Annotated in this window: 12 protein-coding genes and 1 pseudogene; all 13 read left to right on the top strand. The window is 61.1% G+C overall.

Features of this window, described 5'->3' with window-relative positions; genetic code table 11:
• Positions 1-392 precede the first annotated feature (392 nt).
• The 13 genes and pseudogenes from KB879_RS34545 (at position 393) to KB879_RS34485 (ending at position 15,343) form a co-directional block, all read left to right on the top strand.
• Positions 393-2,048, top strand: coding sequence for a SulP family inorganic anion transporter (locus tag KB879_RS34545; protein WP_194946941.1), 1,656 nt, complete (start codon positions 393-395; stop codon positions 2,046-2,048).
• 1,035 nt (positions 2,049-3,083) lie between these two features.
• Positions 3,084-3,524: an Hsp20/alpha crystallin family protein gene (locus tag KB879_RS34540; protein WP_211984082.1), complete on the top strand. Its 441-nt coding sequence runs from the start codon at positions 3,084-3,086 to the stop codon at positions 3,522-3,524.
• A gap of 15 nt (positions 3,525-3,539) precedes the next feature.
• Positions 3,540-3,947 (top strand): Hsp20/alpha crystallin family protein, encoded by a 408-nt coding sequence (locus tag KB879_RS34535; RefSeq protein ID WP_153957014.1) that lies wholly within the window; start codon positions 3,540-3,542, stop codon positions 3,945-3,947.
• An 85-nt stretch (positions 3,948-4,032) separates the two neighbouring features.
• The gene (locus KB879_RS34530; RefSeq protein WP_153957013.1) at positions 4,033-4,599 is read left to right on the top strand and encodes an Hsp20/alpha crystallin family protein; all 567 of its coding nucleotides are present in this window, start codon (positions 4,033-4,035) and stop codon (positions 4,597-4,599) included.
• Positions 4,600-4,699: 100 nt separating this feature from the next.
• A complete protein-coding gene (locus tag KB879_RS34525) occupies positions 4,700-5,080 on the top strand; it encodes a hypothetical protein (protein WP_153957012.1) in 381 nt (126 codons plus the stop codon).
• Positions 5,081-5,223: 143 nt separating this feature from the next.
• Positions 5,224-5,511 (top strand): co-chaperone GroES, encoded by a 288-nt coding sequence (locus KB879_RS34520; protein ID WP_211984080.1) that lies wholly within the window; start codon positions 5,224-5,226, stop codon positions 5,509-5,511.
• Positions 5,512-5,552: 41 nt separating this feature from the next.
• Entirely contained in the window at positions 5,553-7,175 is a 1,623-nt protein-coding gene (gene groL, locus KB879_RS34515; RefSeq protein ID WP_211984078.1) for a chaperonin GroEL, read from the top strand.
• A 51-nt stretch (positions 7,176-7,226) separates the two neighbouring features.
• Positions 7,227-9,164, top strand: coding sequence for a molecular chaperone DnaK (gene dnaK / locus KB879_RS34510; RefSeq protein ID WP_211984076.1), 1,938 nt, complete (start codon positions 7,227-7,229; stop codon positions 9,162-9,164).
• 299 nt (positions 9,165-9,463) lie between these two features.
• Positions 9,464-10,027 (top strand): Hsp20/alpha crystallin family protein, encoded by a 564-nt coding sequence (locus tag KB879_RS34505; protein ID WP_211984074.1) that lies wholly within the window; start codon positions 9,464-9,466, stop codon positions 10,025-10,027.
• 70 nt (positions 10,028-10,097) lie between these two features.
• Positions 10,098-10,463: pseudogene (locus tag KB879_RS34500) on the top strand (zinc-binding dehydrogenase); the annotation flags it as partial.
• A 747-nt stretch (positions 10,464-11,210) separates the two neighbouring features.
• Positions 11,211-12,218 carry a LacI family DNA-binding transcriptional regulator gene (locus KB879_RS34495; protein WP_211984072.1) on the top strand — a complete coding sequence of 336 codons (1,008 nt, stop codon included), beginning with the start codon at positions 11,211-11,213 and terminating at the stop codon, positions 12,216-12,218.
• A gap of 108 nt (positions 12,219-12,326) precedes the next feature.
• Positions 12,327-13,661: an FAD-dependent oxidoreductase gene (locus KB879_RS34490; protein WP_211984070.1), complete on the top strand. Its 1,335-nt coding sequence runs from the start codon at positions 12,327-12,329 to the stop codon at positions 13,659-13,661.
• Entirely contained in the window at positions 13,658-15,343 is a 1,686-nt protein-coding gene (locus tag KB879_RS34485) for a dihydroxy-acid dehydratase (RefSeq protein ID WP_211984068.1), read from the top strand. The genes KB879_RS34490 and KB879_RS34485 overlap by 4 nt, the downstream gene beginning before the upstream one ends.
• Positions 15,344-15,351 lie beyond the last annotated feature (8 nt).

The following is a 15,351-nucleotide window of genomic DNA, read 5'->3' as shown; positions in this document are numbered from 1 at the left end:
GATCGAACTGGCGGTTGCCTGCAATCTCCGCGGGTCTTCGCAATCGCGGTGTCGGAAACAATAGGCGATCGACCAACTATGAAAAATAGCCGAGTCACGGCATTATCGCAATTTGTCCAGTTGAGCAATATTGCCACTGGAACACTTCGGGGTCCCGGTTGCATTCCTACAGCCGAATAGAGGATGAGCGATCACGAACTGCAACGGCATGCCGCATGCGGGACACGCGCTCGCTCAGTGCGTCGGGGAATGTCCAATGGAGGTCCAGCGATGTTCCGGCTCATCCTGGTAATCTGAAGCGCCCCAGCGAAAAGCAGTGGTACTTCGCCAGTTCCTTCGAGCCAACGTGATACCGTTATCCTGCATAGCTAATGCAAAACGACCGGAAGGGTATGAAAAAGTATCCGTGCAAGGCGTCCGCGCGCGTTCTCGCGGGCCATTACTTGCCTGACCTGCGCGCCGGGTTGTCTGTCGCTGGCCTGCTCGTTCCTGAGGCAATCGCGTATTCAACCATTGCCAACCTACCACCTCAGACGGGCGTCATAGCGCTGCTCGCGGGACTCGTCGCCTACGGCCTGCTGGGCAACAGCCGCTTTGCGATTGTGTCGGCCACGTCATCGTCGGCAGCCGTCGTTGCAGCCGTAGCAGTGGGAATGGCCGGTGACAGCCTGCCGATGCGCATGCTGCTGGCCGCCGGGCTCGTATTGATTACCGGGTTGATCTTCGTGAGCGCGTCGCTCGCACGCTTGGGCAGCGCTTCTGAGTTCATCGCCAAACCCGTGCTGCGAGGCTACGCGTTCGGTCTAGCAATTGTCATCATTATAAGACAGATCCCGAGTTTTCTCGGCGTGAGCCTCAAGCACACCGATTCTGCCGGCTTCCTGATCGAGCTTGCCCGTAGCTACCCGCAGTGGAACGTCTGGCAGTTAGCAACCGGGCTCGTCGCGCTGGTCCTGCTATTCGCTTTCGGTCGCTCACGCCAGGTGCCGGGCGCGTTCGTCGTCATCTCGCTAGGCATCGTCGCCAGTCGTTGGTTCGGCCTTCACGCCCATGGGGTGTCGGTGGTCGGCACAATCGAACTATCGGGCCAAATGCCTTCGTTGCCCAGCCTTGATCACCACCAATGGGCCCAACTTGGCGAATTCGCCTTTGCGCTGGCGCTGATCCTTTACGCCGAATCGTATAGCTCGATCCGCACGTTAGCACTCAAGCATGGAGACTTGACGGTGCCGAACCGTGAGTTGCTCGCGCTCGGCGCTGCAAATATGCTGTCAGGGCTCTTTCATGGTCTGCCTGTAGGCGCGGGCTATTCGGCAAGTGCCACTAGCGAAGCGGCTGGTGCCCAGTCGCGCTGGGCAGGTTGGTTCGCTGCGGTAGTGGTGGCCGTCATCATGCTCCCCTTGCTGCCATTGGTGGCGCTCACGCCCACCGCGGTTCTCGCTGCTGTCGTTTGCCATGCGCTTAGTCACGCGTTGAACCCATCAGTATTCACCCCGTATTTGCGCTTGCATCGCGACCGTATCCTCGTCGCCGCCGCCGTGCTGGCAGTGCTCGTACTAGGCGTGCTCTACGGGTTGCTCGCCGCGATTGGGCTCAGCCTGCTGATGCTTTTGCGAGGGCTCTCGGTTCCGAACGTGAGCACCCTCGGCCGCCTTGGCGAAGGACACGATTTCCTTGTTCTCGCAGCGCATTCTGATGCGCGACCAGTCCCGGGCGTGATCGTCCTGCGTCCGGAGGCACCGCTCTTTTTTGGCAATGTCGAAGTCATGATGCAGCATGTGAGGACGTTGGTCGTCAACGCGGGGGACAGCACGCAATCGATTGTTCTCAGTCTGGAAGAGTCCCCCGATCTGGATAGCACCAGCGTGGAGGCATTGATGGAATTCGAACGCTTTGCTGCTGCGCGCGGCAAGAGGTTGTTCTTCGCGCGCCTGAAGGAGCCCGCGCTGGCGTTGCTGACTTTGGCAGGCATGCCTGGTCTCACCCCGTCAGACGTTCATTACAGCGTCGACGATGCGGTCGCCGCCGCGCTCGCTCAGTCGAGTTGACGCACGGACGCTTGTCAGACGAGGGGACGAATGTCGCTTATGGTGGCCGAAGATGCAACTGATATGGGCCGCGCACGAATGTCCGTTGTCTGGTGGAGCCGCCGTTTGGATGTCCGTCTGCGCGCGCTGGCGAATGGAAGGAGATGGCCGGTTACTGCCGTTGCACTCCACGCCGTCCGTCGCAAGGCATGGGCGGGGAGAAGAGCGTGAGCCGGGGGCATGGCAATAAGATCCGATAACGCCCGCTTATGGCGAGTTGCCGAGCACGCGGCAACGTTGTTACTGCAACTAGGATCCTAACGGACGCCGAAGACAAGGTAGCTCCCACTAGGCGTCGTCGCCATCGGGAAGCGCATGACCTTGGTCCCGCAAGGTCTTCGTCCAGCGCTTGATGCGTGCACGCAGTCGTCCCTGTGCCCCTTCCACGCCGGCCACCGCGTTGAGCCGTCGACCTTCTGCTCGTGCCCCACACCTGGCACCCTCCAACCTGGCATCGCCTGGACCAGTCGCTATGTCGAGCGCAAGGCCGCGAGCCTTAAGAGCGTCCGGCGCTAGAGGGCCGAACAGTGGATCCGCGTCGGCGCACCGCCTCGATCGGCATGTACACCTGAACCCCCCGTTCGCGGCCGTCATTCTATGACCAGCCGATTCTGCTCAACGAGAGGCAAGCCGGCGCTGCCGTCGAGGGCTCACTTCGGCGAGTGGCGCGTGGATTATATTGGCGATTAGCTTTGCCACGGCTTTGCCGATTAAGCGATGAGGCTGTCCCGGCATGTTTAAGCGCCGTGCAACGGGAGCCCCCGCTGATGCAACGCCCAAACGTGACCGGTGCAGCACGAATCGTCGGATGTCCTTTCGCGGAACGGCGCAGGTTGCCCCCTTGAAATTTGGGTGGCCAATTACTATTTTATTTTCGCTCAGGCAGTCGCGACCATCGCGCGCTGCGTGTTTCTGTTTGTTTGCCAGCAGCTTGGCAGGTGAATGGGAGCGCGTATGCCCCTTCGCCTCCTTGCTGCGTCGAAGGAGGATACGACCATGAGCGACCTTTTCTTTGGAACTGACCTCTTCAGCGAAATCGACCGCATGCAACGGCAGATGGCGAGCTTGTTCGGCGGTTTCCCATCCAGCATCCGCTCCGGCCGCTTCGGGGCATTTCCCCCGGTCAATATCGGCGCCACGGACGATTCCATCGAGATCGTCGCGTTCGCACCAGGGCTCAAGCCGGACCAGTTCGAGGTGTCGATCGACAAGGGCTTGCTGACCCTCAGCGGCGAGCGCGAAGCGGTGCAAGCGGGGGATGATCCGGAGGTGCGGCTGTACGCGCAAGAGCGATTCACAGGCACGTTCCGGCGTGTGGTCGAATTGCCGCAGAGCGCGGACCCCGACAAAGTCCAGGCGCGCTATGCCAACGGCTGCCTGTCTATCAGTGTCGGCAAGCGCGAAACCTCGAAGCCCCGGGCGATCACGGTCCAGTAACGCCAGGAGACAGCCATGAACGAGACTACCCAAGTGGCGGAACGCAACCAGAACGCGATGACAAAGAGTCAGGAGGACAGGTCGACACCGACGCTGACGCTACTTCCCGCGGTCGACATCGTCGAGGACAGCAACGGCGTCACCCTTTGGGCCGACCTTCCAGGTGTGACGAAGGACAAGCTCGAGGTGAATGTTCACGACGGTAACCTCCATATTGAGGCGGAAGCGGTCGTGCCCACCCCCCAAGGACTGCGGGTGCAACATGCGGAAATACGCCAGCCGCACTTCGCACGCGCTTTCTCGTTGAGTGTGGACCTTGACGCGTCGAAGATCGAGGCGAACCTGCAGGACGGCGTGCTAAAGCTGACGATCCCGCGTCGCGACGAAGCGCGTCCACGCCGCATTGCCGTCAACGTGGCGTGAGTTGCCGTCGCCAGGTGCCGGTGGCGTCCGCAAGGGCGCCACCGCAGCGCCTGCGGAAACTGGCTGAACATTGGGTGAGGGCAAGATGAAAACAGATCTGGGCAAATGGAATCCCTTCAAGTTCCTACGCAAATCGACCGAAGACAGGCAACCGACGGGCGAGTCGTCGAATGTCCCCGCGCCAAGGCACTGGACACCGGACTGGCCGGACGTTTCGCGGCTGTTTTCAAGCGATCCCTGGCGTGCGATGGGCGAGTTTCTGCATGAACCCTTCGCGGGCTTCGGGGGACTCGATCGATGGTTCGGCGACTTCAGTTCGTCGCGCTTCCAGCCGCGCATCGATGTGGTCGATGATGGCTCGGCGCTGAGGATCACGGCGGAGCTACCCGGCATGGATCGCGAGGACCTGAAGACCACCATCGAAGATGGTGCGCTGGTGTTACGGGGTGAGAAGAAGCAGGACATTCGGAGCGAGGAAAACGGCTGCTACCGGCTGGAGCGGGCGTACGGCGCCTTCATGCGCAGTATTCCGCTGCCGGATGGCGTCGACCTCGATCACGTCGAGGCGAAATTCGACCGAGGTGTCTTGACGCTGCGCCTGCCAAAGACCGGTACGTCGCAGTCTTCGGTGAAGAAGATCGAGGTGAAGTGAGCGGAAGATGGCGAGTTGCCTCAAGATCATTGGCACGCTTGAGCCTGCTGCGCTCAGCCAGGGATATTTGCGGCAAACACTTTCCAAGATGGAGACTTCGATGGAATTCGATTCTGAGTGGGTGACGATAGGCAGGCATCGGGTGCGGCTTAAGTGCACGCGCGGATTTCCTACCGAACGGACGCGGCGCGTGGCTGAGTTGGTCACAGTCGCGATCGACAACAACCTCAGCGCGCGGGCCCGCTTGGTGGACGTCACCGCGCAAGGCGAGGCTTACGTGATCAGCATCGGCACGACGTTCGAAAAGGATAGAGTGGCGGCCCCCCACCTGGAAGTGGCGCTGGCCACGATGTTCGGCTTGACGCCCGAGCAGGTCACGATTGACGTTGTCGTCGTCAGTCAGGCTGAGGTGGATACGCATTTTGGCGTGTATGAGCGGATGCTGGCAGAGAAGCTCGGCACCGTGCCGGCCATTCAGTGAAGCGCTATGATCGGTTCCTGGCCCATAATGCTTGTGGCTTGAATCCAGACGCCGGCGTTGACACGTGAATGCCCTGAACGGCGGCCCGGACACGACCCGATCGGCAAGCTCATGATCACAGTGATGGGACGAGGAGCAAGGCTATGAACATCCGTCCACTACACGATCGCGTCATCGTCAGACGCTTGGACGCAGAACACAAGACGGCCAGCGGTATTGTCATCCCCGATACCGCCGCCGAAAAGCCGGACCAGGGCGAAGTCCTGGCTGTCGGTCCCGGCAAGGTTTTGGGCGATGGCAGTGTCAGCGTGCCGAGTGTGAAGATTGGCGAGCGCGTGCTATTTGGCAAGTATACGGGCACCACCGTCAAGCTTGAAGGCGAGGAGGTGCTGGTCATGCGTGACGAGGACATTCTGTGCGTCGTCGAATAGAGGAAGGTACAGAAGACTAGCGTCTCGCGAGGAGTCTCATCATGGCAGCCAAGGAGATCCAGTTTCAGGAGACCGCGCGCCGCCGCATCGTGGCGGGTGTCAATCTGCTGGCCAACGCGGTCAAGGTCACGCTCGGTCCCAAGGGGCGCAATGTGGTCCTTGAGCGATCGTTCGGGGCCCCGCTGATCACCAAGGATGGCGTGTCGGTCGCCAAGGAAATCGAGCTCCGCGACAAGTTCGAGAACATGGGGGCCCAGTTGGTCAAGCAAGTTGCGGCCAAGACTTCCGACGTGGCCGGCGACGGCACCACGACCGCCACCGTGCTGGCCCAGGCGATGGTTCAGGAAGGCATGAAGGACGTAGTGGCTGGCCTGAACCCCATCGATCTGAAGCGCGGCATGGACCTGGCCGTGGGCGCGGTCGTCGAGAAGCTGCGCGAGCTGAGCCGGCCCTGCACCACCAGCAAGGAGATCGGCCAGATCGGCGCAATCTCCGCCAACGCCGATGAGGCGATCGGCAAGATCATCGCCGATGCAATGGCCAAGGTCGGCAAGGACGGGGCCATCACGATCGAAGACGGTAAGTCGCTGGAGAGCGAGTTGGAGGTGGTCGAAGGCATGCAGTTCGATCGCGGTTATCTGGCCTCGTACTTCATCAACCAGCCCGAGAAGCAATCCGTCATCCTCGAAGAGCCGTATATCGTGCTGCATGACAAGAAGATCTCGGCGATTCACGATCTGCTGCCGGTGCTCGAGGCCGTGGCCAAGACCGGCAAGCCGCTGCTCGTCGTGGCCGAAGACGTGGAAGGCGAGGCGCTTGCGACCCTCGTCGTCAACTCTCTGCGCGGCACCTTCAAGGCCGCCGCGGTGAAGGCGCCGGGCTTCGGCGACCGGCGCAAGGCCATGCTGGAAGACATTGCCATCTTGACCGCCGGCACGCTGATTGAGGAACAGACGGGCAAGCAGCTCAAGAATGTCGTGCTGGAGGATCTGGGCCACGCCAAGCGCGTCGAAATTGAGAAGGAGAACACGACCCTCGTTGGCGGCGCGGGCGAGCACGCGGCAGTCGAAGCCCGCATCAAGGCCATCCGCCGGCAGATCGACGAGGCCACCAGCGACTACGACAAGGAGAAGTTGCAGGAGCGGGTCGCCAAGCTGGCCGGCGGCGTGGCGGTGATCCGGGTTGGCGCCGCCACTGAGGTGGAAATGAAGGAGAAGAAGGCGCGCGTCGAAGACGCCCTGCACGCCACGCGGGCCGCGGTCGAGGAAGGCATCGTGGCGGGCGGCGGCGTCGCGCTGCTGCGCGCCCGCGCCCAGCTTGCGCCGCTCCAGGGCGCCAACGCCGACCAGGAAGCCGGCATCCGAATCGTGCTGCGTGCCCTGGAGGAGCCGCTGCGGCAGATCGCCGCCAATGCCGGCGAGGAAGCATCCGTGGTGTTAAGCCGGGTGCTCGAACATAGCGGCAACTTCGGTTGGAACGCGGCCACGGGTGAATACGGCGACCTGTTCGAGATGGGTGTGATTGACCCAACCAAGGTGACTCGCACCGGACTACAGAACGCGGCATCGGTCGCCGGGCTGATTCTGACCACGGACGCGACCGTGGTAGAGATGCCGAAAGACCACGGCAAAGCCGTTGCGGTGTCACCGGAGCTGGAGTATTGACGGGGGACACGCAAGGCGTGCGGCCGGTCCCATACGGCTGTGGAGGATATCATGAGCAAGATCATCGGCATTGACCTCGGCACTACGAATTCGTGTGTGGCGCTGATGGAAGCCAACCAGGTCAAAGTGATTGAGAACTCCGAAGGCTCACGCACGACACCATCCATCGTCGCCTATGTGAACGACGAGGAAATCCTCGTCGGCGCACCAGCCAAGCGACAGGCCGTCACGAATCCAAAGAACACGCTATTTGCTGTCAAGCGGCTGATCGGCCGCCGCTATGAGGAAAAGGAAGTGCAGAAGGACATCGGCCTGATGCCCTTCACGATCTTGAAGGCCGACAACGGCGATGCCTGGGTCGAAGCGCAAGGCAGGAAGCTCGCCCCACCGCAGGTTTCAGCTGAAGTGCTGCGCAAGATGAAGAAAACCGCCGAAGACTATCTGGGCGAGCCCGTCACCGAAGCCGTCATCACGGTGTCCGCCTACTTCAACGACAGCCAGCGCCAGGCAACGAAGGATACCGGGCGCATCGCCGGGCTGGATGTCAAGCGGATCACCAACGAGCCTACCGCGGCGGCGCTCGCGTTCGGTCTGGACAAAAAGGAAAGCCGCGACCGCAAGATCGCCGTGTTCGATCTCGGCGGCGGCACCTTCGATATCTCCATCATCGAGATCGCTGACGTGCAAGGCGAGAAGCAATTCGAAGTGCTGTCGACCAATGGTGATACCTTCCTGGGCGGAGAAGACTTCGACCAGCGCATCATCGACTACATCATTGGCGAATTCAAGAAGAACCAGGGGGTTGACTTGTCGCGCGACGTGCTGGCGCTGCAACGCCTGAAGGAAGCTGCGGAGAAGGCCAAGATCGAGCTCTCGTCGAGCCTGCAGACGGAGATCAGCCTGCCATACATCACGGCCGACGCCAGCGGACCGCGGCATTTGAACCTGAAGCTCACGCGCGCCAAGCTCGAAGCCCTGGTCGAAGACCTGGTCGAGCGGACGATGGAGCCGTGCCGCATCGCCATCAAGGACGCCGGTGTATCGGTGGAAAAGATCGACGACGTGATTCTGGTGGGCGGCATGACCCGCATGTCCAGGGTGCAGGAGAAGGTCAAAGCGTTCTTCGGCCGCGAGCCGCGCAAGGACGTCAACCCCGACGAAGCGGTGGCGGTGGGGGCGGCGATCCAGGGCGCGGTGCTCACCGGTGAGCGCAAGGACGTGCTGCTGCTTGACGTCACCCCACTGTCGCTGGGGATCGAGACCCTGGGCAGCGTGATGAGCAAGATGATCACCAAGAACACCACCATCCCGACCAAGTTCTCACAGGTCTTCTCCACGGCCGAGGATAACCAGGCGGCGGTGACTATCAAGGTCTACCAGGGCGAGCGCGAGATCGTTACGGGCAACAAGATGCTGGGCGAGTTCAACCTGGAGGGCATTGCACCGGCGCCGCGTGGCATGCCGCAGATCGAGGTGACGTTTGACATCGACGCCAACGGCATCCTGCACGTGTCGGCGAGGGACAAGGCCACTGGCAAGGAGAATCGGATCACCATCAAGGCCAACTCCGGCCTGTCTGAAGGCGAGATCGAGCGCATGGTGAAGGACGCCGAGTCCCACGCCGACGAAGACCGTCGACAACGCGAGTTGGTCGATGCGCGCAACCACGGCGACGCACTGGCACACAGTACGCGCAAGGCGCTGGCTGAATTCGGCGAGAAGCTGGAGGCGGGCGAGAAGGAGAAGATCGAAGCCGCAATCAAGGACCTTGAGGCGGCACTGAAGACCTCAGACAAGGCCGAGATCGTGGCCAGGGCGCAGGCCCTGGCCACGGCCTCGCTGAAACTCGGTGAAAAGGCCTATGCGGACGTTCAGGCTCAGCCGGACACTCGCTCCGATCGCGCCGCGGACGCGAAAGAGGCGAGCGCCGAGAAAAAAGACGAGGACGTGGAGGATGTTGAGTTCAAAGAAGCGGGTGCCAAGCAGTAAGCCGGCCGACGTCCGTCAAATTGGGGTGCCCTCACGAAACGGATTTTTTTGTGTGTTAGCGACCTCTGTCGGTGTTTTCTTGTAATGCTTTCGCGGTACCGAAAGCCAGCCCCCATACTGGTCCTGCTTTCTGCGACTGCCATCTGTGAGATGTCTTCAGGGAGTTTTCCCCGTGCGCCATTTATGTACCGTCAGAAAACCGCACATCAGTGGGCTCCTGCGGCCCACAGATCATCGACGATGCGGCTGACACCGATTGGAATCCGGTTCTCCTGCCAGACCTCTTAATGGAGGATACGATGAACACCGACCCGAAAAAGTGGAATCTCTTCAAGTTTCTTCGCGGGGCGGCCCGCAAGTCCGATGCGGACAGCCCGGAAAGCCCGCCGGCAAGTGAACAGTGGCGTGCCGCCTGGCCTGACATTCCGCGACTGTTCTCACGCGAACCGTGGCGCGCAGTGGAGGAGTTCTTTCATGACCCGTTTGCCGGCCGTGGTGCGCTCGAGCGATGGTTTGGCGACTTCAGTTCATCGCGCTTCCAGCCCCGCATCGACGTGGTCGACGAAGGGCAGGTGCTGCGCGTGACCGCCGAATTGCCAGGGGTGGAGCGCGAAGACCTGAACGTGAGCGTCGAGGACGGAGCGATCGTGCTGCGCGGCGAGAAAAAGCAGGACGTGAGCAGCGAGGAAGATGGCTGCTACCGGCTAGAGCGCGCCTATGGAAGCTTCGTGCGCACGATTCCCATGCCGGAAAACGCCGACCCCGATCACATCCTGGCAAAGTTTGACAATGGTGTGCTTACGTTGACCGTGCCGAAATCGGAGCCGGCGCGATCCGCGAGTCGCACGATCGATATTGGCTAGGGCAAGCAGGCAAGAAGCGTCTTGGTGGGAGACCGCGCCAAAACGGGGGCAAACCACCGGACCACTGCCGGGAGGGGACGTGATCGTTGATTTCATCGGCGGTTCCTACCTGGAACGAAACGTCCTGTCGCTGGCCAATGGCGGCCGGCTGGTGCAGGTCGGCCTGCTTGGCGGCGCAGAAGGTGCCAATCTGCCACTGGAGCGGCTGCTTTACGGCCATCTGCAGATCATCGGCACGGTGATGAAATCGCGTACGCCGGAGGTCAAGCGGCAGATGGTCGCGCGCTTCGCGCAGCGCTGGCTGCCGGGCTTTACCGAGAGCGGACTGGTGCCGGTGGTGGACAGCGTGTACCCGCTGGCTCAGGCCGCCGAAGCGCACCGGCGCATGGAGTCGAACCAAAGCGTGGGTAAGATAATCCTGTCGACCGGCGCATAGTTGGATCACTACGTTGCCGGCAGGCGGAATACGACAGTGGATTTAGCCCGCTCGCTCAGGCCGCCTGGCCAACTGGCGCTTGCGGACCGGGCCAGGCATGGTTTCCCTCGGCGGCCCGCGCGCCCGCAGTCGACGCGAGCGCATGCCCATCTTGTAAGCAATCCTTGCTTCCAAGCTGGTCGAGGCAGTTGTGGGTGAAGAAAGTGCTTGGGGCGGTCGGATGACCGCTGCCGGACCCTTCTCGGCCCGTCGGACTGATGGATCCTACGTGACGGGTCGCAAGCTCCGATTGGGGCATTGGCAACGGCAGCAAATGCTAGGGCGAGCGAGCCAGGTCGGATAGCTTCACTGATTGTCTTTGCGAAGCTAGGACTTGGCGGCACCAGATGTGCCGACTTAGCATTCCGGAGGAATGTCAGCCTGGCGCCTGCAACGTCTCGCCACACCCTTAGCCTCTCGAGCCGCCCTGTGAGGCCTTCAACCCGCTGCTGGGGAGGCAGCTTTGTGGGGCTGCCCCTATGGCAATTACGTGGCATAGGCGGCTCCTCAACAAGCTATGCCCCCGCACACGAAGTACTCAACGGCTCATCTCGGACTGCGAGAAGAACCTGAAACAAGCTCAACACAGCTACACGAGACGTCCGATACCGCTCGAGTTTGAGGTCGCTCAAGTGGCATTGCCAGCGCTGCTGCCCTCAACTTAAAATCCGGGGCATTAACACTAACGTGCGCAATTCCGACCTCACCATGAGCAAGAGGCTTACCAGCATCGACATTGCCAACCTGGCAGGGGTTTCGCAAACCACCGTTTCCCGCGTACTCCAGGATTTGCCATCGGTGAAACCGGAGACCAAGGCGCGCGTCTTGAAGGTCATACAAGACCACGAATATTCGCCGAGCGCAGCAGCACGACAGATGAAAACGCGGCGCAGCGGGACGGTTGCGGTCGTCATCGCGAGCCTGTCTAACCCGTTGTACCCACTGCTGCTCCAACTGCTGGTTGAGCGGCTCGCTAGCCGGGGCTTCCGCACAACGGTCTGGGAGCTTGAAGGAAAGATGGACGAGGCAACGGTGCGTGCACTTGCCGAAAGCGCAACCGATGGCGTCATCTTTGCCGCTGCCCTGGATGAATCCAGGGAGATGCTGAGCCGGGTCGCGGCCGAGAAGCCGATCATCCTGATTAATCGCTCTGTCGGAACCGACTTGTTCGACACGATCGTGAGCGACAACTATGCTGGCGGCCGGCGGGTCGCAGACTATTTCGTGTCCGCGGGCAGAAAGTGCATTGGATTGATCTCCGCCGCGTCAAGCAAGAGTTCCAAGGCAAGCACGATTCGCGAACGCGAACGAGGCTTTATGGAAGGCCTTGGCGAGTTGACCCAGGGCAACACGTTTGTGCGGGCTGATGCCGCCGACTTTGGCTACGAGTTCGGCTTCCGGGCGATGCAGACACTAGTCACAGAACGCCCAGATGTTGATGCAGTGTTCTGCACAAATGACATCGTTGCGATCGGTGTCCTGGATGCTGCTCGACGCAGTGGCAAGCAAGTTCCGAGGGACATTTGGATCGTCGGCTATGACGATATTCCCATGGCGCGGTGGGAATGCATCAGCTTGAGCACAGTCCAGCAGCCCCTGCCCGCCATGGTCGAGCAGGTTGTAGATCGGCTCCAGCGTCGTATAACTTCGCCGGATTTGGCGCCACACACGTTTGTGCTTCCTAACGACCTCGTATTGCGACGCACAACATCTTGAGCTTGGCAGTTTCTCGATTCCGCATATAATGACTACGTAACCAAAAGAACGGGGAAGCGTGTGCCGTGTCAGTAGGGACCCGGCATCACGCATTTTTTCGGAGAGAAAATGACTACGTATTCATTGGGTGCAGTGTCCGAGCCAGCGCGTTCTACATCCGTGTTTCGCACCGCAGACGTCTGCGTCGTCGGAGGCGGAGCTGCGGGGGTGGCCGCCGCGATTTCGGCGGCGCGGACGGGTGCCAAGGTACTGCTTCTGGAGCGCGAGGGCTTTCTAGGCGGCACCCTGACGTCGGTGAGCCTGGGCAGCATCTGCGGCCTCTACGCGGTCACCGATACAGACGTGCAGCAGATTGTGGGTGGCTTCTGCAACGAGGTCATCGATCGACTGCGGTCACTTGACGGTCTCGGTGAGCCGACCCGCTGGCTGGAGACGGCATCGTTGCCTTACGACTTGTTCGCCATGAAGGTCGCTCTCGATCAGCTCGTCCAGGAAGCGAGGGTCGAGGTGTTGTTTCATGCGATGGTGGTTGGTGTCGCCATGAAGGGGCGCGAACTGGACGCCGTTCTGATCGAGACCAAGGAAGGGCGTCTCGCCCTCCGCGCAAAGTCGTTCGTAGACTGCTCTGGCGATGCCGACCTGGTGAACTTCGCAGGCGCGCCTTGCGAAATTTCGGAAGGCGATCTTCAGTTCCCTACCACCATGGTGCGGTTCGGCGGTGTAGACACCGACTCGCTGGCCCGCTTGAGCCGTCCGGCTCTTCGCGAAAGGCTTGAGCAGGCCGTCGCCGACGGTTACGAACTTCCGCGCACCGCGGGCGGTGTTTTTGCCGAACGCCCCGGGCTTGCGCATCTGAACATCACGAAAGTGGCGGTGGACGGAAAATCGCCGAATCCGTTCGACCTCAGTGTCATGTCACGGGCAGAGATTGCAGGGCGGGAACAAGTTTGCACGTACCTGAAGGCATTCCGAAAGTATGTGCCGGGATTCGAGTCTGCCTTCGTCATGGATACGGGCGCTGTAATCGGCATCCGAGAAAGTCGGCGCACCGTAGGCAGCTACGTCCTTACGGACAAGGATGTTCTCGAAGGAGCGCGCTTCTACGATGCCATCGCGTGCTGTGCCTGGCCAATGGAGGACCACGCTGCGGGTAGGGCCACCAAATGGATTTGGTTGCCGCCTGGCACGTACTTCCAGATTCCCTTGCGTTCGCTTCTGCTGGAAGGTTTCGACAACCTGATGGTGGCTGGCCGGTGTGCATCGGCCACTCATGGCGCGCAGGCCTCGATCAGAGTGACCGCGCAATGCTTCGCCATGGGCGAAGCGGCTGGGCATACCGCTGCAACGGCCGTGGCACGCGATATCAGCGTTCACCATGTGCCGGCCTCCGATATCCAGCAGGTGCTGGAAAACAATGGTGCCTTCCTTGGAGCCTTGCAATGAACTCCCCGAAATACCGTAGCAATTTCGCCCCGGGTACGACCCGTTGGGCACTGCGCAAGGCCCAATGGCAAGCCCTGGGACTGAGCGACGCCGACCTGGACAAGCCGAAAATTGCGGTGGTCAACACCTCGTCGGAGCTGTCGAGCTGCTTCAGTCACCTCGATGGCGTATCCGCCCACGTGAAGGCGGCAATCCGCGCAGCAGGGGGCGTACCTTTCGAGGTTCGAACTGCGGCACCAAGCGACTTCATCACTAGCGCGGGCAAGCAGGGCCGCTATATCCTCCCGTCGCGCGACCTGATCGTGAACGACATCGAAGTGCAGGTTGAGGGCGCACAACTCGACGGTATGGTTTGCCTGGCTTCCTGCGATAAAACAACGCCCGGACAAATGATGGCCGCTGCACGGCTAAACATTCCGACACTCGTGGTGATCTGCGGCTATCAGGCCAGCGGCCAGTACAAGGGCGAGCATGTGGACATCGAAGATGTCTTCGAGAAAGTCGGCATGCACGTGACTGGGCAACTCTCCTTTGAAGACCTGGACGGCATGTGCAAGCGTGCCGTGCGCAGCCCCGGTGTGTGCGCGGGTCTTGGGACTGCGAATTCCATGCACATCGTTTGCGAGGCATTGGGCCTGACGCTGCCAGGCGCCAGTCCCGTACTGGCCAACTCGCCTTCGATGGTCGACCAGGCCCGAGCAGCCGGCGCACGCATTGTCGAGATGGTCAATGAAGGTCTGACGCCCCGGAGCCTCCTGACGCCGGCGGCCTTCCGAAACGCTGTGCGCGTCGCGTTGGCGCTGTCGACGTCGATCAACGTACTTCGCCATTTGCAAGCTGTTGCGGAAGAGGCTGGAACGGATGTGGATCTCTACGATCTGTTTGACCGGCTTGGACGCGAAGTCCCGCTGCTAGCGACCGTCAAGCCCAACGGTCCCCACCGTACGGAAGAGCTAGAAGCGGCAGGTGGCACCCTTGCGACGATTAAACGTCTAACGTCCATGATCGAGCAGGAGTGTTTGACGGTCTCGGGTAAGACTTGGAAGGCAATTCTCGACGAGTACGAGGCGCCATCGCCATCTATCCTGCGCACGTTGGAGAACCCAATCTCCACGAAGCCATCGCTGGTCATCCTGAAAGGATCGCTTGCACCCGAAGGTAGCATTCTCAAGCTCGGCAATGCCGGTGAGAAGGCGGAAACCTTCCGTGGCAAAGCGATGGTGTTTCACTCTCAGGAAGAAGCTATCGCAGCGTTGGCGGATGGACGTATCACGGAGGGGACCGTAGCGTGCCTGCGTGGTATGGGGCCGATTGGCGGCCCGGGCGTGGCGTTGGCGTCGTCATTTGTTGCAGCCGTCGAAGGTGCGGGCTTCAATGGCAAGGTCGCCGTCGTGACGGATGGCCAGCTATCTGGGTTAAACCGGGGTGTCGCAGTCGGTCAGGTTTGCCCCGAAGCCGCCGCGGGTGGCCCCTTGGCTCTCGTCAAGGATGGCGACGCGATCGAGATCGACATTCCCGGTCGGCAGATTAATCTGCTTGTCGACCAGAACGAGATGGCTTCGCGTCGCGTCGACGCAGCACCGATCCAGGGCGCTACGGAGCAGGGCTGGCTGAACATCTATAGCAAGACGGTGAAGCCGCTGGCGAGAGGAGCGGTACTGATTCCCATCCATCCTCGATAAACTAGAAT

The organism is Cupriavidus sp. KK10, from assembly GCF_018223725.1.
GTDB classification, from domain to species: domain Bacteria; phylum Pseudomonadota; class Gammaproteobacteria; order Burkholderiales; family Burkholderiaceae; genus Cupriavidus; species Cupriavidus necator.
Note: the sequence above shows the minus strand (reverse complement) of the source record. Positions and strands in the feature narration are given on the sequence as shown.